Source organism: Kitasatospora sp. NPDC093806, assembly GCF_040683335.1.
Taxonomy (GTDB): Bacteria; Actinomycetota; Actinomycetes; order Streptomycetales; family Streptomycetaceae; genus Kitasatospora.
The window spans coordinates 16,036-39,002 of the sequence record NZ_JBFBDO010000080.1 but is presented as its reverse complement, the minus strand read 5'-3'; the positions used below and the strand labels follow the sequence as shown (position 1 = coordinate 39,002).

At 74.5% G+C, this 22,967-nt stretch carries 15 protein-coding genes; 6 read left to right on the top strand and 9 right to left on the bottom strand.

Annotation, left to right across the window (positions count from 1 at the left end):
• The 6 genes from AB0N76_RS28940 to AB0N76_RS28915 form a co-directional block, all read right to left on the bottom strand.
• The coding region (locus AB0N76_RS28940; protein WP_363561999.1) for a type I polyketide synthase at positions 1–4,969 on the bottom strand (4,969 nt) is incomplete at its 3' end.
• Positions 4,962–5,807, bottom strand: a complete 846-nt coding sequence (locus tag AB0N76_RS28935) for an alpha/beta fold hydrolase (protein ID WP_363561997.1) — start codon at positions 5,805–5,807, stop codon at positions 4,962–4,964. The genes AB0N76_RS28935 and AB0N76_RS28940, both read right to left, overlap by 8 nt.
• A complete protein-coding gene (locus tag AB0N76_RS28930; protein ID WP_363561995.1) occupies positions 5,804–6,481 on the bottom strand; it encodes an NAD(P)H-dependent oxidoreductase in 678 nt (225 codons plus the stop codon). The genes AB0N76_RS28935 and AB0N76_RS28930 overlap by 4 nt, the downstream gene beginning before the upstream one ends.
• Before the next feature lie 233 nt (positions 6,482–6,714).
• Entirely contained in the window at positions 6,715–7,557 is an 843-nt protein-coding gene (locus AB0N76_RS28925; RefSeq protein ID WP_363561993.1) for an alpha/beta hydrolase, read from the bottom strand.
• A 134-nt stretch (positions 7,558–7,691) separates the two neighbouring features.
• Complete coding sequence (locus tag AB0N76_RS28920; protein WP_363561991.1) at positions 7,692–8,834, bottom strand: LLM class flavin-dependent oxidoreductase; 1,143 nt, start codon at positions 8,832–8,834, stop codon at positions 7,692–7,694.
• A 247-nt stretch (positions 8,835–9,081) separates the two neighbouring features.
• Positions 9,082–10,356, bottom strand: coding sequence for an MFS transporter (locus AB0N76_RS28915; protein ID WP_363561989.1), 1,275 nt, complete (start codon positions 10,354–10,356; stop codon positions 9,082–9,084).
• 465 nt (positions 10,357–10,821) lie between these two features.
• Here AB0N76_RS28915 and AB0N76_RS28910 point away from each other — a divergent pair, with 465 nt between their 5' ends.
• From AB0N76_RS28910 to AB0N76_RS28895, 4 genes are all read left to right on the top strand, one after another.
• On the top strand, positions 10,822–11,256 hold the full coding sequence (locus AB0N76_RS28910; RefSeq protein WP_363561987.1) for a hypothetical protein: 435 nt from the start codon (positions 10,822–10,824) through the stop codon (positions 11,254–11,256).
• A complete protein-coding gene (locus tag AB0N76_RS28905; protein WP_363561985.1) occupies positions 11,253–14,027 on the top strand; it encodes a tetratricopeptide repeat protein in 2,775 nt (924 codons plus the stop codon). Before AB0N76_RS28910 ends, AB0N76_RS28905 begins: the two co-directional genes overlap by 4 nt.
• A gap of 119 nt (positions 14,028–14,146) precedes the next feature.
• On the top strand, positions 14,147–14,737 hold the full coding sequence (locus AB0N76_RS28900; protein ID WP_363561983.1) for a hypothetical protein: 591 nt from the start codon (positions 14,147–14,149) through the stop codon (positions 14,735–14,737).
• A 46-nt stretch (positions 14,738–14,783) separates the two neighbouring features.
• Positions 14,784–16,007 carry a histidine kinase gene (locus AB0N76_RS28895; protein WP_363561981.1) on the top strand — a complete coding sequence of 408 codons (1,224 nt, stop codon included), beginning with the start codon at positions 14,784–14,786 and terminating at the stop codon, positions 16,005–16,007.
• 430 nt (positions 16,008–16,437) lie between these two features.
• Here AB0N76_RS28895 and AB0N76_RS28890 read toward each other — a convergent pair whose 3' ends face one another.
• Positions 16,438–17,412 (bottom strand): polysaccharide deacetylase family protein, encoded by a 975-nt coding sequence (locus tag AB0N76_RS28890; protein ID WP_363561979.1) that lies wholly within the window; start codon positions 17,410–17,412, stop codon positions 16,438–16,440.
• Positions 17,413–17,623: 211 nt separating this feature from the next.
• On the opposite strand from AB0N76_RS28890, the gene AB0N76_RS28885 reads away from it, so the two are divergent.
• On the top strand, positions 17,624–19,201 hold the full coding sequence (locus AB0N76_RS28885) for a CehA/McbA family metallohydrolase (RefSeq protein ID WP_363561977.1): 1,578 nt from the start codon (positions 17,624–17,626) through the stop codon (positions 19,199–19,201).
• Positions 19,202–19,423: 222 nt separating this feature from the next.
• Positions 19,424–19,960, top strand: coding sequence for a hypothetical protein (locus tag AB0N76_RS28880; RefSeq protein WP_363561975.1), 537 nt, complete (start codon positions 19,424–19,426; stop codon positions 19,958–19,960).
• Between the two features lie 52 nt (positions 19,961–20,012).
• Here the strand turns inward: AB0N76_RS28880 and AB0N76_RS28875 are convergent, their stop codons facing one another.
• Complete coding sequence (locus tag AB0N76_RS28875; protein ID WP_363561973.1) at positions 20,013–21,173, bottom strand: tetratricopeptide repeat protein; 1,161 nt, start codon at positions 21,171–21,173, stop codon at positions 20,013–20,015.
• 190 nt (positions 21,174–21,363) lie between these two features.
• Positions 21,364–22,926 (bottom strand): hypothetical protein, encoded by a 1,563-nt coding sequence (locus AB0N76_RS28870; protein ID WP_363561971.1) that lies wholly within the window; start codon positions 22,924–22,926, stop codon positions 21,364–21,366.
• Positions 22,927–22,967 lie beyond the last annotated feature (41 nt).

Here is a 22,967-nt window from a genome sequence, read left to right as displayed (position 1 = left end):
GCACACCCCACGACCCCCACACCCGCGCCAACCCCACCATCACCGCGAACAACACCGGCTGCACCGCATCCACCCGATCCACCACACCACCACCCGGCAACACCGTCTCCGGCATCCCCACCCGCCCACACACCACATCCACCACCGAAAACCCCACCAACGGATCCAAAACCTCCGCACACTCCCTCACCGCCCCACGGAAGACCGCACTCGACTCCCACAGCCCGGCACCCATCCCCCGCCACTGCGACCCCTGACCCGGAAACACCAACACCACACCACGATCGACACCCTCGACGGTCCGGCCCGACACGCCGTCGGCCGGGTCCGCCGCCAACCGGCCCAGACCGCCCAGCAGTTCGGCCCGGTCGGCACCCAGGATCACCGCGCGGTGCTCGAACGCCGGGCGCGCCGCCAGCGACACCGCGACATCCGCCGCCGGCAGCTCCGCGACCGCGGCCGACAGCCGCGCCGCCTGCTCGCCCAGGGCCTCCGCCGAACGCCCCGACAGCACCCAGGCCGGGAGGGACTCGGCCTCGACGGCCGGTACGGGCTCCGGTTCCGGCGCGGCTTCCAGGATGACGTGCGCGTTCGTACCGCTGATCCCGAACGAGGACACGGCGGCCCGACGCGGACGGCCTTCGATGATCCACTTCTGACTCTCCGTCAGCAATCGGACCGCACCGGAGTCCCAGTCGACGTGCGGCGACGGCACCTCCGCGTGCAGCGTCCGGGGCAGCACCCCGTGCCGCATCGCCTGCACCATCTTGATCACACCACCCACCCCCGCCGCCGCCTGGGAGTGGCCGATGTTCGACTTCAACGAGCCCAGCCAGAGCGGACGTTCACGCTCCACACCGCCATAGGTGGCCAGCAGCGCCTGCGCCTCGATCGGGTCGCCGAGCCGGGTCCCCGTGCCATGCGCCTCCACGACGTCCACCTCGGACGCCGCCAGCCCGGCCTGCGCCAACGCCTGGCGGATCACACGCTGTTGAGCCGCTCCGTTGGGGGCGGTCAGGCCGTTGCTGGCACCGTCCTGGTTGATCGCGCTGGCCCGCAGCACCGCCCACACCCGCCGGCCCTCCCGGCGCGCGTCCGACAGCCGCTGGACCAGCAGCACGCCCACGCCCTCGGCCCAGGCGGTGCCGTCGGCGTCGGCGCCGAAGGCCTTGCACCGGCCGTCCACGGCCAAGCCGCGCTGGCGGCTGAACTCCACGAACATCCCGGGGTTCGGCATCACGGTGACCCCGCCCGCCAGCGCCATCGAGCACTCGCCCGAGCGCAGCGAGCGCGCGGCCAGGTGCAGCGCCACCAACGAGGAGGAGCACGCCGTGTCCACCGTCACCGCCGGGCCCGCCAGGCCGAGGCTGTAAGCGACCCGCCCGGACGCCACGCTCGGTGTGCTGCCGGTGAGTTGGTAGCCGTCGAAGCCTTCGAGCGGCTCGTGCAGGGAGGAGCCGTAGTCGTTGCCGGTCGCCCCGACGAAGACGCCGACCTGTTCGCCGCGCAGCGCGGTCGGGTCGATGCCCGCGTGCTCGATCGCCTCCCAGGAGGACTCCAGCAGCAGCCGCTGCTGCGGATCCATCGCCAGCGCCTCGCGCGGCGAGATCCCGAAGAAACCCGCGTCGAACCCGGCGGCGTCGGCCAGGAAGCCGCCGTGCCGGACGTAGGTCGTGCCGGGCCGCTCCGGGTCCGGGTCGTAGAGCGCGTCGAGGTCCCAGCCCCGGTCGTCCGGGAAGTCGGTGATGACGTCCGAGCCGGCGGCGACCAGGTCCCACAGCTCGTCCGGCGAGGACACGCCGCCCGGGTAGCGGCAGGCCATGCCCACGATCACGATGGGGTCGTCGTCCAGGGGGAGTTCAGGCCGGGTGCCGGTCTGCGGCTCCGGATCCCCGGCGCCGGTGAGCTCGGCGTGCACGAAGCGGGCCAGGGCGTCGGCGTTCGGGTGGTCGAAGACGATGGCCGGCGGCAGGGTGAGACCGGTCGCCGTGCCCACCCCGTCCAGCAGTTGCATCAGCATGATCGAGTCGAAGCCCAGCTCGCTGAACGCCCGGGCCGGGTCGATCGCGGTGCGGTCCGCGTGGCCGAGGACGGCGGCCGCCGTGGAGCGGATCAACTCCAGCGGGTCCAGGGCGGGTTCCGCCACGGGCCGCGGCTCCGGGGCCGGCTGCGGGACGGCCGCCTCGTCAGTGGCCTGCATCGCCGTCGAGCCGCGCCAGTGGCGTTCGCGCTGGAAGGCGTAGGTCGGCAGGTCGACCCGGCGGGCGTCGCCGAAGACCCGGTCCCAGGCCGGTTCCGCGCCCCGGACGTACAGGCCGCCCAGTGCGGCCAGCACCGCCTCGGCCTCGCCCCGGTTCGCCGGGAGGGCGGGGAGGAACGCGTCCGCCCGCCGGTCGTCCGCGCCCAGCCGGGCCATCGCCGACAGGGTGCCGCCGGCGCCGAGTTCGAGGAAGGTGCCCGCGCCGGCGGCGTAGAGGCTGTCGACCCCGTCGGCGAAGCGCACCGCCTCCCGGACGTGCCGGACCCAGTACGCGGGGCCGAGGACGTCGTCGGTGACCACCCGGCCGGTCAGGTTGGAGACCAGCGGGATGCCGGGCGCCCGGAAGGTCAGGCCCTCGGCCACCCGCTCGAACTCCGCCAGCATCGGCTCCATGTCGGCGGAGTGGAAGGCGTGGCTCACCCTCAGCCGGCGGGTCTTCCGGCCGCGCCGCGCCCACTCCTCGGCGAGTTCGGCCACCGCGTCCGCATCGCCGGAGATCACCGTGGACGTCGGCCCGTTGAGCGCCGCGATGTCCACCGCGCCGGCCCGCGCGCCGATCGACTCCCGCACCTCGGCCTCCCCGGCCTGGAGCGAGACCATCGCGCCCCGGGCGGGCAGCGCCTGCATCAGCGTGCCGCGCGCGGCGACCAGCGTGCACGCGTCCGGCAGCGACAGCACGCCGGCCAGGTGCGCGGCGGCGAGTTCGCCGATCGAGTGGCCGAGCAGCAGGTCCGGTCGGACGCCCCAGTCCTCGAACAGCCGGAACAGCGCGACTTCCAGGGCGAATTGGGCCGTCTGGGTGTGCAGCGTCAGGTCCAGCAGGGCCGCCTCGGCGGAGCCCTCGGGCGCGAACGCGATCTCCGCGACGTCGCGCTCCAGGTGCCGGGCGAACTCCGCGCGGACCGCGTCGTAGGCGGCCGCGAAGACCGGGAACGCCGCGTGCAACTCCGCTCCGGCCCCTGCTCGTTGGGCTCCCTGGCCGGGGAATAGGAAGGCCAGTCCGCCCTCGACCGGCCCGCCGGTGCGCAGCGGGGCCGGGGCCGGGGTCACGCCGTCCCGGAGCGCCGTCAGCTGCGGGACGAAGTCCGCCGCCGTCGCGCCGACCAGCGCGGCACGGTGCTCGAACGCGGTGCGGGAGGTGGCCAGCGAGTGGCCGAGGTCGGCCGCGCCGGCCGGGGTGCGGGAGTCGAGGTGGTCCAGCAGGCGGGCCGCCTGGGCCCGCAGCGCACCGGGCGTGCGGCCGGAGAGCACCCACGGCACGGGCGCCGGGTCGGGCGTCGCGCCGGAACCGGCGTCGGAAACGGTGTCGGAGGCGGGGTCGGAACCGGCTTCGGAGGCGGCCTCGGGCAGGTCCGAGACCAGGACGTGGCAGTTGGTGCCGCCGAGGCCGAACGAGCTCACCCCGGCGAGCAGCGGCCGGTCCGGGTGCGGCCAGGCCCCGCCCTCCCGGCGCACCCGCAGGCGGCGGGCGGCCAGGTCGAGCGCCGGGTTCTCCTCCTCGACGTTGATGCTGGGCGGCAGCTCCCGGTGGCCGACCGAGGCGACGACCTTGACCAGGCCGACGATCCCGGCCGCGCTCTCCAGGTGGCCCACGTTGGTCTTGACCGAGCCGACCTGCAGCGCGTCGGCGGGCGCCCGTCCGGCGCCGAACACCGCGCCGAGGGCGGCCGCCTCCACCGGGTCGCCGACCTTGGTGCCGGTGCCGTGCAGCTCCACGTACTGGACGTCGAGCGGGTCGACGCGGGCGTCGGCGCAGGCCGCGCGCAGCACGTCCTGCTGCGCCCGCACGTTGGGCACCGTCAGCCCGGGTCCGCCGCCGTCGTTGTTGACCGCGCTGCCGAGGATGACGGCGTGGATCCGGTCGCCGTCGGCGACGGCCCGGGAGAGCGGCTTGAGCAGGACGGCCGCGCCGCCCTCGCCCCGCACGAAGCCGTTGGCGCGCGCGTCGAAGGTGAAGCAGCGGCCGTCCGGCGACAGCGCGCCGAGTTCGGCCATGGCCAGCCAGCTCTCCGGGGCCAGGTTGAGGTTGACGCCCGCGGCCAGGGCCGCCGAGGCCTCGCCGCGGCGCAGCGCGGCGCACGCCGCGTGCACGGCGACCAGCGAGGAGGACTGCGCGGTGTCGATGGTCAGGCTGGGGCCGCCCAGGCGCAGCACATAGGAGATCCGGTTCGCCAGCATCGCGCCGTTGAGGCCGGTGAAGGAGAGGTGGTCGGTGCCGGCCGGGTCGCGGTGCAGGCGCGCGTAGTCGTCGCCGCTGGCGCCGACGAACACGCCCGTCGCGCTGTCGGCGAGGGCGCCGGGGAGCAGGCCGGCGTGCTCGATCGCCTCCCAGCCGAGTTCGAGGGCCAGGCGCTGGCGGGGGTCCATGGCGGCGGCCTCGCGCGGCGGGATCCCGAAGAAGGCCGCGTCGAAGCGGTCGACCTGCTCGACGAACCCGCCCTGGCGCAGGCCGGGGCGGCGGGCGGCGACGGCGGCGAGCGGGGCGAGGTCGGTCCGGTCGTCCGGGATGCCGGTGATCCCGGAGGCCCCGGCGCGCAGCAGCTCCCACAGGGCCGCCGGGTCGGGCGCCTGGGGCAGGCGGCAGGCGTAGCCGATGACGGCGATGGGCTCGGTCGTACCCGCGGCCGTGCCGATCGGGTCGGTCGCGCCGATCGGGTCGGTCGCGTCGGTCGCGTCGGTTCGGTCGGCCGAGAGGTGCACGTCACTCATCAGGACCCCCAGTCAGTCGCGCTCTCATCAGGCGGCCGAGCGCGGCGGTGAACGCGTTCAGGTAGAAGTGGTCGCCGGGGAAGGCGTGCAGTTCGAATCCGCCGGAGGTGTGGTCGCGCCACGTCCCCGCCTCGACCGGGGTGACCCGCGGATCCTCGGTACCGGTGAGGGCGATGACGGGGCAGCGCAGATCCGCCCCGGCCCCGGACGCGGCCCGGTAGTGGTAGGTCTCCACCGCCCGGGTGTCGCTGCGGATCACCGGGAGGGCCGCCCGGACGATCTCCTCGTCCTCCAGCAGCCGGGCCTCGGTGCCGCCCAACCCGCGGACCTCCCGGAGGAGTTCGGCGTCCTCGGCGAGGTGCAGCCACTCGTTGCGCTGTGCGGAGGGCGCCCGCATCCCGGAGACGAAGAGGCCGGCCACCTCGCGGCCGTCCTGCTCCAGCCGCCGGGCCACCTCGAAGGCGAGCAGCGCGCCCATGCTGTGGCCGAACAGGGCGAACGGCCCGGGTTCGTCGGTCAGCAGGTCGTCCAGGACCTCGGCGAGCCGGGTGGCGAGTTCGCCCAGGTCGCCGACCAGCGGTTCGGTGCGGCGGTCCTGGCGGCCGGGGTACTGCACCGCCACGGCCTCGACGGCCGGGGACAGCGCCTCGGAGAGGGCGCGGAAGTAGGGCGCGGCGCCGCCGGAGTGCGGCAGGCAGACCAGGCGGGCGGCCGGGTCGGGCGAGGGGTGGTAGCGCCGCAGCCAGAGCCGGCGCTCCGCCTGCGGGTCGCGGCCGCCGTCGCGCCCGCCCTCGCGCCCGGCGGGCACCCGGAGGTCCTGGTCCACGGGGTTGGTCATGACGACCGCCCCGCGTCGGCGCCGGCCGGGACCCGGGAGTCGAGTTCCGCGGCCGATGACGGCGTGGTGGACAGTGCCGCTGCGGGGGACGACGCCAGGGTCGCGGCGCGGCGCATCCGGGCGAACTCCACCACCTGGCCGGCCATCGCCTCCAGTTGGCCCTGGAGCCGCTCGTCCGAGTACCGCCCGCTGACCGGGTCGAAGCCCGCCTCGGCGGTGTTCAGCGCGACCCCGAGCGGGGTGGGCCAGCCGCGCAGCGCGAACACGGTGTCCCGCAGCGCCGCCAGCGTGGCCACCGCGCCCTGCCAGCCCTGGCCGACCGCGACACAGCCCACCGGGCGGTCGGTGAAGTAGGGGCGGACGTCCTCCCGCAGCTCCTCGACGTGGTCGAGGGCGTTCTTCACCAGCCCGGACATGCCGCCGTGATAGGCCGGGCTGGCGAGGACGAGCCCGTCCGCCGCGGCGATCTCCGAGATCAGCCGGCTCGCCTGCGGGGAGCGGACCGCCTCCTTCGGGTCGTAGAGCGGCAGCCGCAGATCGGGGCCCGCGATCAGCCTGACCTCCGCGCCGAGCCGTTCCGCCCGGGCCAGCACCGCGCGCAGCGCGGACTCCGCCGTCGAACCGGCCCGGGTCGATCCGCCGATCCCGACGACCGTCACCTTGTTCTGCCTCATGACCGCTCCTCCTCCAGCCGAGCGGAGGCGGTTGCCGTTCCGGCCACGCCCCGTCCCCCCGTCGATCACCGCGTGCCGCAGCACGTGAACGTCTCTCACCAACGCTTCACGACAACGCCTCGCACGAGCGCTTCGCATGAACGTTTCGTCTGAACGGAGCCTGCCCCCGCGCCGCCCATCCGACGGCCGGGCGGGTGCCCGGCCGTCGGCCCTGCCCTCGGGCCTCCCCGGCCTCAGGGGCGGGAGAGGAACTCCACGACGGCCGAGCCCGTCACCTCGCTGATCCCGACGCCGTAGTGGCTCCGGTCGACCTCGACGACCTCGGTCGCCGGGACGGCCTTCAGGAAGTCCTGGTAGGTCTCCTCGGGAACGATCAGCCCGCTGGTCGGCGTCAGCGCCTCCATGCCGCGGACCAGCAGCACCGGGCAGGTGACGTCCTCCCAGAGGTCGCGGCCGTCGTGGTGGAGGTCCCACTCGAAGTCCTCCAGCACCGCGGCCTTCGAGGTGCGCGAACGCCAGCCGCCCTCGACCGGCTCCATCTCGTACTCCAGGTAGCGCGCCCACATCTCGTCCCACGGCCGGATCAGGCCCATGCCGGCCACCTGCTCGATGTAGCCCGGGAGCGAGGGCACGGTCGCGTCCAGCCGGTCGATCACCTGCCGGGCGACGTCGAGGACGTCGTCCGGGGCGGCGGCGACCTGGTCCAGCAGCACCAGCCGGCGCAGCCGCTCGGGGTCCGACTTGTGGATGTGCAGGCCGATCAGGCTCCCGGTGGACCAGCCGATGTAGTCGAACCGCGCGATGCCCAGGGCGTCCGCGATCCCGACGATGTCGCGGGCGTGGGCCGGCCACCCGTAGGTGCCCGGCGCGGTGTTGTCGCTGACGCCTCTGCCGCGCATGTCGTGGGCCAGCAGTTGGAAGCCCGCGGCCACCAGGCGCTCGGCGAGGATCTCGAAGCAGGACAGGTTCGCGGTCAGGCCCGAGACCCCGAAGACGACCGGTCGGTCCTCCTGGCCCCAGCGCCGCACGCGCACCCGGCCCGAGGGCAGGTCTATGTCGAAGTCGTTGTGCTCCATGGCGTACTCCTCGATTCGGTGCGGAAGGACGGTGCAGATCGGTGCGGATGCCCCGGCTGCTGCTCCGGTGGCTTCTCCGACGGGTGCGCCGGTGGTTCTTCCGGCGGATCCGCCGACGGTGCGAACGCGTGGACTCAGCGACGGAAGTGGGGGATCACGTGCTCGCCCCACAGGCGGATGGTCTCCATGCACGCCTCCAGCGGCACGGTCCCCATCTGGATCAGGCAGATCACCTCGTCGGCCCCCGCCGCCTGCAACTGCTCGACGTAGCGGATGGCCTGCTCCGGGGTGCCGTAGGCGTGCTCGGTGTTGAAGACCCCGAGCGTGGTCGGGTTCGCGGGGATCCGGGCCTCGTTGAGGAAGGCGACCTGGTCCTCGCGGGCGCGGTCCATCGCGCGCCCCTGGTCCGGCTCGGCCTCGGGGCGGCCGAGTTCGCCGGTCGCCGGGTCGACCGACTCGTCCGGGCGCGGCCGGTCCATGTAGTAGTGGCCGATCGACTGGGCGAAGAAGCGCTGGCCGCGCAGCCCCATCTCCAGGGCCCGCTGCCCGTCCTCCAGCACGACGGTCGGACAGAGCGCGGCGAGGTGGTCGTTGACGACGGTGGAGACCAGCTTCTTGCCGCTGCGGTCCGCGATCGCGTCGTCGTAGACCTTGCGGAGCTTGCGCACCTCCTCGATGCCGCCGAAGCCCATGACGAGCGCGCCGACGCCGTACTCGGCCGCCAGCTCGACGGTCTCGGACCGGCTGCACGCCATGAACAGCGGCGGGTGCGGCAGTTGGACCGGGCGCGGCTGGAGCCGGCGCGGGCCGATGTCCAGCAGCGGGCCGTGCCACTCCAGCACGTCGTCCTTCCACGCGGCGGCGAGGATCCGCAGTCCCTCGTCGAGCTCGGCGTGGGTGGCCTCGGGGTCGACGTCGAACAGCGAGGTCTCCACCAGGGTCGCGCCCCGGCCGACGCCCACGTCCAGCCGGCCGTCGGACAGCAGGTCGAGCATGGCCGCGCGCTCGGCCACCCGGATCGGGTGGTTGACCTTGAAGGGCAGGCAGACGACGCCGTGGCCGACCCGGATCCGTCTGGTGCGCGCGGCGACCGTCGACAGGAACACCTCGGGGGCGCTCATGTGGGCACACCACTGGAGGCCGTGGTGCTCGACCGCCCAGATCCGGTCGAACCCCATCTCCTCGGCGTAGACGGCCTGTTCGACGCAGTGGCGCAGGACGCGGTGTTCGTCCGCCGGATCCGCCATCTGTCCTTCGAACGTCATGGAAAAGAGCACGGTCGGTTCCCCCTCGTACGATCGGCATGCTGTGACGACGGCTGCGCGGGCGACTGCTACGTGAACGATTGGTCTGTGAACGACTGATTGATCCTCGGCGCCTCGGCAGGAAGTTCCGGGAGGGTTCCGGGCGGCTGGGTGCGGCTTGGTGCGGTTGCGGGCAGGCGGGTGGGCCGCGGGCGGGCAGGGCGCCGCGAGTGGGCTCCGGGAGGCCCCGGCAGCGGGGCCTCCCGGTGGGCGGGCGGGCCTACGCGCCCGCGGCCGCCTCGGGCTTGGGCGTCCGGTGGGCGATCGTGACCGCGCCGCAGACGGCCAGCAGCGGCAGCATGATCACGTTGAGCGTGGACCAGCCGAAGTTGTCGAGCAGCGAGGCCGCGCTGAGCCCGCCGATCGCGGAGCTGCCCATGATCAGCGCCTCGCCGAAGGCCTGGGTCCGGGCCCGGTCCTTGGGCTGGTAGGACAGGGCGATCAGGCTGGAGCCGGAGATGTAGAGGAAGCTCCAGGAGACGCCGACGAGGGTGAGCGCCAGGATGTAGCCCATCTCGCTGTCGTCGACGGCGCCGACGCCCACGCCCAGGATGCCGAGCACCGTCCCCAGGATCTGCAGCCAGCGGACGCCCACCTTGCGGACCAGGTAACCCGCCATCAGGGCCGGTGCGTACATGCCGACCATGTGCAGCTGGATCATCAGGGTCCGCGCCTCGGGCCCGTGACCGTCCTTCATGGCGGCGATCGGGCCGACCGTCATGATGACCATCATGAAGAAGTAGCCGATGGTCGCGCCGGCCACGCCGGCCCCGAAGCCGGGCTGCCGGATGACCGCCGAGTAGGGCAGCTGGGAGGACTTGTCCGGCTTGGCCGCCTTCTCGCCCTTGGCCGCCACCGCGGCGGCACTGCGGTCCCGGAACAGCGACACGGCGCCCATCGAGATCACCGACAGCACGCTGACCAGGATGTACGAGCCCTCGAACTCGATCGCGGTCACGTTCATCAGCGAGGTGGCGATGAACGGGCCCGAGACGGCCGCGATGATCCCGCCGGTCAGCACGGTCGAGATGGCCCGGGCCCGGAACTCGGCCGCGACCTGGTCGGCGGCGGCGTAGCGGTAGTAGCCCGCGCAGCCCTGGTAGAAGCCGATGCAGAGGGCGCCGAAGCAGAACAGCGCGAACGAGTCCTGGCGGATGGCGACCACCGAGACCAGACCGCCGATGGTGGCGAGGGTGGTCCCCAGCATGAAGCCCGCCCGCCGGCCCCAGCGCGCCATGATCGCCGAGGCGACGCCGGTGGTGCAGGCGGACCCCACGGTGATCAGGCCGAACGGCAGCGTGGCCAGGCCCGGGTCCGGCGCCAGCTTGTAGCCGACCAGCCCACTGAGCGTCAGGTCCACGCTGATCGTGCAGAGGTAGAGCGCCTGCGCGGCGAGCAGTACGCCGATCTGCTTCCCGCGCCCGGCCCACCAACGCCCGACGGGGGCCTCCGCCCCCGCCTCGGCGTCTCCCCGCTGGCTGGTGCTCTGGCTCACCGCGACCCCTCCGCTTCGTTCGCGCTCGGCGCGGACCCCTCGACGTCCCACGCGCGGGGGCACGTGGTCATCGCAGAGCGTGTCGACTTCTTGTGGCACTCGATCAAGGCGTAGCCCCGTCCGGATTCGACTCATGTCGCACACAGCGCCCGACGGCAGCTCCTCGTTCCAGCTGAACCTCGTGCGCGGCGATTCATCTTTACGAGTGTTCAGCAGTCCTGAATCACGTTCGGAGATTAGGGGGGACGTGACAAGAGTGTCAAGGCTCCGCCAATGCGGTAGCGGACAACGTCCGCCGAACTGGCCGGTCCCGGGCCCCGAAACGCGACAACTATGCCTGATGCTTCGTCATATAGACGTATCCGCCCCCCCTCTCGAAACATCCGCCCTCTTGACGGGCGGCCGCGCCGTACGCTGTGGGCGGCCCGACAGCCATGGCTGGCGGCACCGGAGTTGAGGGGGATCATGGAACTGGACGCGTTCATGCAGGTGGCGGGGGCGCCGATCGGCGCGGCGGTGGCGGCGTACGGGGGCGCGGTGCTGACCCGGGCCGAGGACGCGGCCGCGGACGCCACCGCGAACCTCGGACGGCGGATCGTCCAGCGGGTCTGGCGCCGGGGCGACGCCGGACAGCAGGCCGTCCTGGAGGCGGGCGTCCGGGAGGCGGCGGAGGAGCCGGGGAACCCGGACGCGCTGGCCGCGCTGCGCCAGGCCGTCCGCGGTGCGGTGCGCCAGGACGGCGAACTGCTGCGGGAGTTGGCCGCGCTGCTGCCCGCTCCGGCGGCGCCGCAGCTCACCGTGCACGTCGAGGTCGAGGGGCACGGCGCGGTGGTCAACACCGGCACCATCACGGGGAACGTGACCACCCGGACGGTCGACGGCGGGGTGGACGGGGAGTGAGCACACCGCCGAGAACGGGCCGGGGCCTGGTCCACGTCTCCGGCAACGGGGTGGTCGTCAACTTCGGCACCATCACGGGGAACGTGAGCACCGGCCGGACGGTGCGGCTGCCGCCGGAGGCCGCGCGCTCGGCCGCCGACACCCCGGCCGAGGGTCTCACGAACCTGCCGGCACCGCCGGAGTGGTTCGCCGGCCGGTCGACGGAACTCGCCGCACTGCACCAGGGGTTGACCGTGGTACCCCGGACGCCGGACGCGGTTCCGGCCGTCGTGGTCCACGGGCTGGGCGGGGTCGGGAAGTCCACGCTCGCCCTGCGGTACGCCCAGGTGTACGAGGAGTCGTACGACCTGGTGTGGTGGATCGACGCGGCCACGCCCGGCGCGGTCGAGGCCGCGCTGGCCGAGATCACGGTGCACCTGAGCCCGATCTGGGCAAGCGTGACGGAGCAGAACAGCCGGCCCGCGTACGCCGCGTGGGCCCTCGCCTGGCTGCGGCAGCACGACCGGTGGCTGCTGGTGTATGACAACGTCGAGGACCCGAAGGCCATCACCCCGTACCTGGGCAGCCTGCGGCGCGGACACCACCTGGTGACCAGCCGGCTCTCCGGCGGCTGGCGCGGGGTGCGCACGCGCGTCCCGCTGGGCGTCCTGCCCCGGGAGGCCGCCGCCGACCTGCTCCTCTCCCACCTGCCGGGCCTCGCGCCGTCGACCGAGTCACGCTGGGAGGCCGTGCAGCTGGCCGAGGAGCTGGGGCGCCTGCCGCTCGCCTTGGACCAGGCCGGGGCCTTCATCTCGGAGACCGTCACCGACTTCGCGACCTACCGGAGCCGGCTCGCGCTCCAGCTGGACGTGTCCGCCCACAGCGAGGGCGCCGAGCGGACCGTCGCCCGGACCTGGCGACTGACCCTCGCCGCGATAGCGGAGCGCGACCCGCTGGCGGTGGAGCTGCTGTACGCGCTGGCCTGGCTCGACCCCGACGGCTGCCCCCGGTCACTGCTTGGCCGCCTCGCCCCGGACGCGCTCGCGGCGGACCGGGCGCTGGGCCTGCTGAACGCCTTCAGCATGATCACCCTGACCGACCGGGAGGCCCGCGTCCACCGCCTGGTCCAGAGCGTCCTGCGCGACGACACCGGCGCCCTGCCGGACTCGCGGGCCCGGGCGCTCCGGGCACGGGGCAAGGTGGAACAGCTGCTCGTCGAGGTGGTCTGCCCCGACGGGGCGGGCTCGGAGCCCGACGCCGAACAGCTGGTGCTGCTCATGCCGCACATCCGCGCCCTGGCCGTCACCGGTCCGCCCGAGGGCGCCGGGCTGGAGGTGACGCTGCTGTTCGGCCGCGCCGCAATACATCTCCGGCTCGAAGGGCAGACCGTCCACGCCCTGCCACTGCACAGGGCGTACAGCGAAGGGATGGACCGCGAATTCGGCACCGGGTCCTCGGACGCGATCATCTCCCGCAACGCACTCGCCGGCGCGTACGAGGCGGCGGGAAGCCCGCGCGAGGCCGTTCGGATCCTCGAACCGCTGCTGGAGCAGAGCATGCGGGTCCTCGGTCCGCACGACCTCACCACGTTGAACGTCCGTGGCAACCTCGCCAGCGCCTACCATCGCCTCGGAAGTTCCACGAAAGCCGTCACCCAGTACCGGCGGGCCGTGGCCGCGAGCCGCACCGGCCTCGGTGAGCGACACCCGAGGACGCTGAGCCTGCTGGGCGGCCTCGCGTCCGCGCACCAGGCAGCGGGGCGACACCGGGAAGCGATCACGATCTACGAACACCTGCTCTCCCATGAGGATGCCTTGACCGGGTGGGAGAAGGACCTGTCCATCCCGGTACGACAGGGCGCGCGGCTGCGGGGCAACCTCGCCACCGCCTACGGGGACACGGGCCGCTACGAGGAGGCGATCGCACTCCTCCGGACCGCCCTCGCCGAGACCGAGGAGGCATTCGGCTCCGACCACCCGGACACGCTGGCCCAACTGGGCAACCTCGGGCACGCCTTGGAGGCGGCCGGCAGGCTGTCCGAGGCACGGCCGATCTACGTCGACGTCCTCGAACGATCCGAGCAGGTCCTCGGGGAGCAGCACCCCGACACCCTGAACCGCCGCGCCAACCTGGCCTACCTCTACGCGACGAACGGTGATCTCGCCCGCGGCCTCGACCTGGGCAGGCTGGTCCTCGCCCAGCGCCGACAGGTACTGGGCGAGGACCACCCCGACACGCTGACGAGCATGAGCAACCTGGCCGGCGCCCTTCAGGCCGCCGAGGAGCCCGACGAGGCGATCCGCCTGTTCGAGGAGACGCTCGCACTCCGCCAGGACATCCTCGGTGCGCGGCACGCCGACACCTTGACCAGCTTCAACAATCTCGCCACGTGCCACCTCGTCGCGGGGCACCCCGACCTCGCCATCGCGCTGCTGGAGACGGCGCTGGCCACCCAGCAACGGCGGCTCGGGCCCGAGAATCCGGCCACCATGATCACCCTCAGCAACCTCGCGGCCGCCTGCCGGGAGGCGGGCGATCCGGAGCGGGCGTTCGAGCTGCTCACGACCGTGCTCTATCAGCGGACCCGGGTGCTCGGCGAGGACCACCCCGACACCCTCGGCACGCTCGCCAACCTGGCCCGCCACTACGAGGCCACGGGCGAGCTCGACAGGGCCCTCCCCCTGTACGAATCGGCGCACGCCCGGCTCGTGGAACTCGTCGGCAGCAGCCACCCCACGACCGTCGCCGTCGGCGAGCACCTGGCCCGGGCCGTGCGGAGCAAGGAGGACTGAGCAGTCCGGGGCCCGAGTGGGGCCCCGGACTCATGCTTCTGGGACACGACCGGGAGGACCGTGAAGGTATTCACCCGCGCCCTCCCCGGAGCGGGACGGATCGATTCAGAGGCATCACCATGAGTAGTCAATCTGTCACCGACGGGTCGACCGTGATCATCACCGTGCACGAGGTGCGACCGGACGGCGGGCCCGGCGACACGGTGGCCCACGGGTTCCTCACCGGTGCGGCGACCGTCCTGGTACCGGATCCGCCCGAAGTCCTGGCCAGCCCCTGGCGAAGACTCCTGGTCCGGGTCTCCCGTTCCCCCGGTACCGCCGATACCGCCCAGTTGGTCCCGGTCGCCGGGATCGGCCTGGCCGCGGTCGACGGGGACGGCATCACCACGGCCGCCGCCACGCTGACCCTGGTCCGGCCGCCGAAGATCGCGTTCACCCTCCCGAAGTACACGTCCGCGCAGCTCGCCGCCGCCCTGGCCCGCCACCACGGCGACCAGTGGGCCGCCTACGCCGCGCTCGGCTTCCGGGTGGTCCGCCCGGAGCTGCCCGGCGCGCCGGAGAAGTGGTGGCTCGACTCCGCGTCGGCCGGCCTGACCGACGGCGGCGTCTCGACGAGCGTCAAGGGCTACGCGATGGACGCCTGCTGCTCCAGCCCGATGTGCACGGACTGCCAGTACGGCTCCGACCAGCCCCGCGCGGCCGCGGCCTGACTCGCCCTGCCACCCTCCCCTCACCCTCCCCTGGAGCGTGATCACCATGACGACGCCGCAGGACCGGCCCCGGGGCCTGCTGAACCTGAACTCCGTCCGGCTGCAGGACACCGCCCTGGCGCTCGCGGCCGTCATCCCGGAGCTCTTCTACTTCGGCACGATCATCTCCCCCCGGTCGGACGGCGCGCAGCGGCTGGGGATGGTGCTGCTGACCCTGGCCGAGGCCGTCGCGCTGGTCCTGCGGCGCCGCCGTCCGGTGGCGACCTTCGCCGCCGTCTGGCTGATCACCACCGCCGCCAACGTGATGGCGGTGGCCGGCGTCTTCAAGTTCACGCCGGCCTTCGGCCTGCTGATCGCCCTCTACACCGTCGCCGCGCAGTGCCGGCGGCCGGTCGCGCTGGCGGCCCTGGTGCTCGCCTTCGCCCCGATGGGCGTGACGGTCTACCACGACGCGTACACCTACCACGGTCCGTTCGTCGTGCCGGTGCTCGTCGCCAACATCGCCTTCTTCCTCCCCGTCACCGTGGTGGTCTGGGGCTTCGCCCGGTGGAGCCGCGCCGCCCGGGCGGACGCCGAACGCCGACGCCAGGAGGTCGCCGAGGCCCGCCGGCGGGTCACCCAGGAGCGGCTGCGGATCGCCCGCGAGCTGCACGACATCGTCGCGAACGCCGTCGCGGTGATGGTGATGCGGGCCGAGACCGGCCGGATCACCGCCCTGACGGACCCGGCGCAGGGCGAGGCCTTCGGCCACATCGAGGACCTGGGCCGGTCGACGCTGGCCGAGCTGCGGCACCTGCTGCGACTGCTGCGCACCTCGGAGACCCCGGTGGAGGAGGGGTACGGCCACGGTCTGGGCGACCTGGAGCAGCTGCTGGCGGACGTCCGCCGGGCGGGCGTCGAGATCTCGCTGGAGACCAGCGGGACGCCACTGCGGATCGACGACAGCGTCGGCCGGACCGCCTACCGGCTCGTCCAGGAGGCCGCCACCAACATCACCAAGCACTCCGGCCCGGGCACCAGCGCGGTGGTGCGGATCACCTGGGACAACGCCCTGCTGATCGAGGTCGTGGACGACGGCGCGGGCCGCCCGCCGGGCGGCGAGCAGGACCTGTCGACCGGCCACGGCCTGCTCGGCCTGCGCGAACGTGTCGCCCTCTTCGGCGGCCTGCTGAGCGCGGCCCCCTACGGCCCGGGCTTCCGCGTCGCCGCCGCCCTCCCGGTCTCCACCGTCCCCGGGCACCGCACCCCCGACGCCCACCCGGCAGCCTGAGGACGCAACTGAACGCAATGGCGAGCCCCACCTCCACCACCCACAACCACCGGCCACCCGACCGCAGCCGGGCGGCCTGACGGCTCAGCGAATGCCGTCGGAGAGTCGGACGAAGCACCACCCGCCGCGCCTCGTCTCCCCTACGGCAGCACGGCACCACTCCGCGACAGCCGACCAAGCCCGCCCCCACCCGAGCCACCGTGTCACCGCCACACTGCCCACCTCCGCCACCCACGGCCACCGGCCACCGGCCACCGGCCACCGGCCACCCGACGGCAGCATGGCACCGCCCCGCGGCGGCCGACCGGCCGGCCGAAGGCGCAGCCGGCCGAGCCCAGCCCCACACGAGCCGGGCCTCCGCCGCCGCCCTCCCCGCCCCCACCGTCAGCGGGCGCCGCTCCGCGAGACGGCTACCCCTCCTCCCGGCGGCTCAGCGGAAGGCGTCGGAGAGGCGGGTGAAGGTGCGGCCGGCGGCGAGGAGGGTGGGGAGGGCGGTGGCGAGGCCCCGGGCGGTGCCGGAGGCGGGGTGGTTCATGTGGCCGATGACGATGGCCCCGGGCGGGGAGCCGACCAGTTCCCGGTTGACCTGGGCGGCGTTCAGGGTGGCGCCGCCGTCGGCGTTGGTGGCGAAGCCGGCGACGAGCTGGCCGAGGTCGGCGGCGATCCGGGTGGCGACGTCGTCGTAGTGGGCGGTGCCGGAGCGGAAGAACCGGGGCGGTCGGCCGAGCAGCGCGGTGAGCTTCTCGCGGTTGCCCGCGATCTCGTCGTAGACCTCGCCGGCGTCCCGGGTGCCCGGGATGCCGTAGGCGGAGCGGCCGGTGACGGAGAGGGGGCGGTGGACGGTGCCGTGGTTGGCGATCTCGAAGAGCGGGTCGGCGGCGAGGGCCTCGAAGAGGGCGGGGTTGGCGTCGATCCAGCGGGCGTTCAGGAAGAGGGTCGCGGGGACGCCGTGCGCCCGGAGGGTGTCGATCAGGGCGGCGTCGTAACCGGAGCCACCCGAGCCGCCGCAGGCGTCGAAGGTGAGGGCGGTCGCGGGGCTGGGGACGTCGGGGACGGTGGTGAGGACCCCGGGGACCTCCAAGCCCCAGGCCGTGGGGGTGGCGCCGGCGTAGCGGGCGACGATCGCGGCCCGGGTGGGGAAGGTGGACGCCGCGGTGGGCGTAGGCGTCGGCGTCGCGGACGGCGTGGGGGTAGGCGTGGGAGTGGGGGCGGGCGGGTCAGCCGGATCAACCGGAGCAACCGACGCCGTCCCACCAGCCGCCGGTGCCGACGACGCCGATGGCGCCCCCGACGCCGACGGCGACGTGGGCGGGGCGGAGGTCGGCCGGTCCGGGGTGGTCGGCGCGCAGGCGGCCAGGGCGGTGCCGGCCGCGGCCACCAGGAGGGTCCGCCGATTGACTGACATCGAGACTCCGCAACTGTCCGAAACATTCCTACCGTCAGATGATCTACGTCTATCAAGCCGGTCGACGGCCCCCGACGCAACCCGGGTCGGCCTTCACGGGTCCGCCGCACGCCGGTGGGGCCCGGCTCACCGGGGGTTCACCGGCGCGGGTAGGCAGCCCGGCGGGCAGGGGCCGCGGGCGTCCCTGGCGACCCGAACCGGAGGAGATCCGATGGCGGAGGACAGGCACCCCGAGGAACCGCGGCTCGGACAGCTCGGGCGGCGCGGGCTGCTGGCGGCCGGGGCGGCGGGCGCCCTGGGCGTCGCGGCGACGACGGTCGGGGCGGGGAGCGCGCACGCCGCCGAGGGCGGCGCGGGGGCGGACCGGACGATCACCCTGACCGGCAAGCTGCCGACCGGGGCGCCGGACTTCGTCCACCTGCCGTTCGACGTACCGGCGGGCGTCCGCGAGATCGCGGTCTCCTACCGGTACGACAAACCCGCCGTGCCGCCCGGCACGCCGGGGAACTCCTGCGACATCGGCCTGTTCGACGAGCGCGGCACCGAGCTCGGCGGGCGCGGCTTCCGGGGCTGGTCGGGCGGCTTCCGGACGGAGTTCGCGGTGAGCCGCGAGCAGGCCACCCCCGGCTACCTCCCCGGGGCGATCCGGCCGGGCCGCTGGCACGTGGTGCTCGGCCCGTACCAGGTGGCGCCGCAGGGGCTGGAGTACCGGGTCGAGGTCACCCTGCGGTTCGGGGCACCGGGCGGCGAGTTCGCTCCCGCCTACCCGCCGGAGCGCGCGCGGGGGCGCGGCCGGGCCTGGTACCGGGGCGACTGCCACCTGCACACCGTGCACTCCGACGGGCGCCGCCAGCCCGCCGAGGTGGCCGCCGGCGCCCGCGCGGCCGGGCTGGACTTCATCGTGTCGACCGACCACAACACCAGCTCCGCGCACGGCGTCTGGGGCCCGCTGGCCGGGCCGGACCTGCTGGTGATGCTCGGCGAGGAGGTCACCACCCGCAACGGCCACTGGCTGGCGCTGGGCCTGCGCCCGGGCCAGTTCGTCGACTGGCGCTACCGGTCCCGGGACGAGGCCTTCCCCCGGTTCGCCCGCCAGGTCCGTCGGCAGGGCGGCCTGGTGGTGCCCGCCCACCCGTACTGCCCGTACGTCGCCTGCCAGTGGAAGTTCGGCTACGAGGACGCGGACGCCGTCGAGGTGTGGAACGGCCCGTGGACCTACGACGACGAGTCGACGGTGGACAGCTGGGACGCGCAGCTCGCGGTGGCGCTGCGCGACGGGCGCTCCTGGCTGCCCGCGGTCGGCAACAGCGACGCGCACAGCGCCCCGCAGGTGATCGGCTCGCCGCACACCGTCGTGCTGGCCGAGGACCTGACCCGGGACAACGTCCTGGAGGGCATCCGGTCCGGCCGCAGCTGGCTCGCCGAATCGGCCGCCGTGCAGCTGGAGTTCACCGCCACCGGGCACGGCCGGCAGGCCGGCATCGGCGAGGAGCTGAGCGTCCCGGCCGACGCCCCGGTGGACGTCCGGCTCGCCGTCTCGGGGGTGCCGAACGGCACGGTCCGGTTCCTGACCGACGAGGGCCAGCTGCACCAGGAGTCGCTGCCCGCCGACGGCGCGGGGACGGTCGTCTGGCGGACCACCGCCTCGCTCGCCGCGTTCGTCCGGGCCGAGGTCCGGCACCCGAAGGCGGACGGGACGCCCGGCAAGGGCAATGCCATGGGTCCGGACCTGCCGTGGGGGCCGATGGCCGCGCTGACCAATCCGATCGTGCTGCGGGTGGAGGGGTAGCGGCCCCGGAGATGCGCACCGGAGGTCCGGGGAGGGGACGACTCCGGGGTGTGCGGTGGACTAGGTTGATCTCCGACAGCAGTCACTCGAAGGGACGGCGGTCGGCTGTCCGCCTTTCCGGGTTCGTCCGACCCGTGAACCGCGTCGGACGGGCCCCCGCGCACTCCGGCCGTCCCGCCCCGGCTCCCCGTCCGTCCCCGGCCCGCGAAGGGATCAGCAGCTGTGAACCGTACGACCGAAGGTGGACCGGAGCTCGGAGGCGGACGCGGGGCGGGCAGCGTGGTCGTCCTCTCCGACCCGGCCGCCGGTGCCGGCAGCGGCCCGGTCGCCCCGCTGGTCGCGGACGCGCTCTTCCCGAGCGTCCACCTGCGCGCCGCGGACTTCCAGCGGGCCGTCCGGCAGGGGTACGTCGCGCCGGACCTGCCCGAGGCCCGGCGGCAGAACACCACCGCGCTGGCGGCCGCCGCGCAGGCCGCCTTCGCCTTCGCCTCGGGCGGGTACCAGGTGGTGGTGGAGGGGTCGGTCGCGCCGACGGCGCTGGACGCCTTCCGCCGCGAGAGCCGGGCGACCGGCGCGGCGCTGCACTACGTCGTGCTGCACGGCGGCACCGTCCCGGGGGCCGGGACGGGGGCCGGCGTGGAAGCGGCCGCGGACGTCCCGGAGGCGCAGGCCGCCCCGGAGGCCCGGCCCGGCCCGGAGGCTCAGGCCGACGCGGTGCTGGCCGGACTGCGCCGAGGGGCGTACCTGCTGAGCTGGTGATCCCCCGGCAGCCTCCCCTGACCTCCCCGACCCCCCACCTCCCTCAACCTCGCTACGCGGCGCCAGAGTTGACGGCCTCGCGCAGGTCGAGGGCGCGGCGCCGGGAGTCGGCGGCCTCCTCCGGGCGGCCGAGTTCGGCGAGCACGGCGCCGTGGAAGTCCAGCGCGAGCAGGACGAGCCGGGCGTTGCCCTGCTCCTCGGCGACGGCGAGCACCTCGGTCAGGGCGGCCAGCGCCTCCTCGACCCGGCCGAGGACGCGCAGCGCCTCCGCCCGGCCGAACCGGAGGTCTCCCTGGAGCGGGTCGTCCGGGTGCGCGTGGATCAGGTCGAGGGCCCGTTCGGTGACGGCCAGGCCGCGCTCCGCCTCGCCGACCTGGTAGAGGCAGTGGGCGAGGTCGTCCAGCGCGCGGGCGGTGAGCGGGGCGTCGCCCCGGGCCTCGTGGGCGGCGACGACGAGTTCCAGCACGGCGATGGCGTCGTAACCGCGGCCGGCCGCGGCGAGGAGGCCGGCGAGGACGGTGCGGCAGCGGACGAGCAGCGCGGCGGCGGACTCGCGCGCCGGCTCGGCGGCCGCCAGCTCGGCCAGGTCGGCCGTCACCTCCCCCAACCGGTCGACGAAGCCCCCGGCCGAGCCCTCGACGGAGCCCTCGACGCCGCCGGACCCGTCCGCCTCGGCGAGCAGCAGGGCGGCGAGGCGTTCCACGGTGTCCCGGCGGGCGGCCGTCAGCCGGGGCCCGGCCTCGGCCGCCAGCCGGCCGGAGCCGCAGCCGTCGAGCGCCGGGCCGCGCCAGAGGTCGAGCGCGCGGCGCAGCCGGTCGGCGGTCTCGGCGCCGGTCTCCTCCCCCGCGGCGCGCAACCGCTCGAAGCGCTGCACGTCGACCGCCTCCGGGTCACCGAGCAGCGCGTAGCCGGCGCCCCGGGTGACCACGTGCAGCCCGTCCGGGTCCTCCGCGACCGGCCCGCCGACGGGTATGCCGTCGGCGGCCGCCGCGAGCAGCCGCCGCACGGCGGTGACGTGCCCGCGGAGGGCGGACCGGGCGGTGGACGACGGGGCGCCGTCCCAGAGCAGGTCGAGCAGCCGCTCCACCGGGACGACCCGGCCGAACTCCAGGGCGAGCGCGGCCAGTAACGCCCGCCGTTTCGGGCCGGGTGGCGGCAGTGTCCTGCCCCGTTCGTCCTGGAGCTCGAACGATCCGAGCAGATTGATGCGCACTGCCGCTCCCCACCGCATTCCGATCAGATGATCCGTTTGATCCGGTCGATCAGAGTGAGAGCATAGGGATTGTTCGGATTGGTCCACACCTCTCCTGGTGAGCGCCCGGTTGTCCCGAACTGCGAGCCCGATCGCGCCCCGGCGGCGCCCCTCCCGGCCACGCCGCGCGAGCCCCGCCGGCGCGGACGGCTCACGAGGTCTCCAGTCCCAGCCCGGTGGCCAGGAAGAAGCCGTGCGCGCCGTGGGTCGGCGTGCCGAGGCCGAGCCGACGGGCGGTCACCCGGCCGGGGCCGAGGCCGAAGCCGGAGTCGCCGCTGATGCCGCGCGCCGCCAGTTCGGTGGTGATCAGCCCGGCGACCCGGGCGGCGGTGGCCTCCGTCGGGTTCTTGAACTCGGCCTTCCAGCGCTTGCCCGACGGCTGCCAGCCGTCCGCCGCCATCGCGGCCGCGACCTCGGCCGGCTCGCCGGGGCGCGGGCCGACCCGGAGCAGGATGCCCTTGGCCTGGTCGTAGGCGAAGGAGAGGCCGCCGCTGATCAGCGGGGTGGCGATGGAGAAGGTGACCTTCTCGCCCGGCCGCTGGACCGGCAACTGCTCGATCCAGGCCACCAGCAGGTGCTCCAGGCCCTCGCGCAGGTGCGGCAGGTTCAGCGCGAGCCGGCCGCCGGGCAGGTAGGTCGCGGTGTCGCCAGGGGCCTCGTAGGGGAGGTGGAGCAGCCAGCTGTACGGCAGCCGGGGGAAGTCGCTGGGCCCGTCGGGGCCGCCGGCCGGGCCGCCGTACTCGAAGGTGCCGCGCTCCTCCTCCTCGACCTCCGCGGCCGGCGCGGTCTCCAGCCAGACCCGGCGCCGGTCGGCGCGCAGCCGCAGCAGGCGGCCGTCCTCGCCCGCCTCGCGCCAGCGCACGTCGGGGCCGTGGGGGCCGCCGCCGAACAGGGTCGGTTCGCCGAGGACGGCGCAGACGGCGCGGTGGATCTCGCCGAACACCGCCCGCCGCCGCTCCAGCGTGGGCGGCTCCTCCGAGAACCGGTGCAGGTCGAGCACGTCGTACGTGCGACCGGGGCCGCCGGACCACGCGAAGGAGGGCTGGAACCGCTCGTCCGCGGTGCGGATCTCGGCCCAGTGCAGGCCGAACTCCACGGTGACGCCCGACTGCCCGCCGGCTATCCGCTCGACCTCCTCGACCGGGCAGCGGCCGCCGGGCGCGTCGTGCAGCGCGGGGACGAACGCGGCCACCACGGCGGGGAGTTCGGGGCTGACGTGCGCGACGTCGACCGGCCGGACGTGCGGCTGGACGGCGATCCAGGCGCGGCGGTCGTTGGCCTGGAGCAGCATGGTGCGCTCGGCGGACCGCCAGCGCAGGCCGAACCCGTCGGCGGCGGTCGGGACGGCGGTGGGCGCGCCGACACCGCGCAGCGCCTCGGCCAGGGTCCGCAGCGCGGCGCGGCGCTCCTCGGCCGAGGCGACGTGGCGGAAGTCGAGCAGCGGCAGCCAGGCCCGCCGGTAGGTGGCGGCCTTGGGCTCGGTGGTGCCGAGGAACAGCTCCGCCCCGGCCGGCCACCGCAGGGCCGCCTGGAGGCCGACGACCAGGATGTCGGCGAACTCCCGGCGGATCTTCCAGTCGGGCCGGTCGGCGACCAGCCGCTCGACGTCCGCCCTGGTCCAGCAGGGGTCGAGGTCGTGCAGGGTCCGGACCAGCTGGACGGTGGTGGGCAGGTCGGCGGTCCAGCCGACGCCGGTGGCGCTCTCGGTGCTCATGCCGATGATCATCGCAACCACCACCGACAACGCCGCCCGGC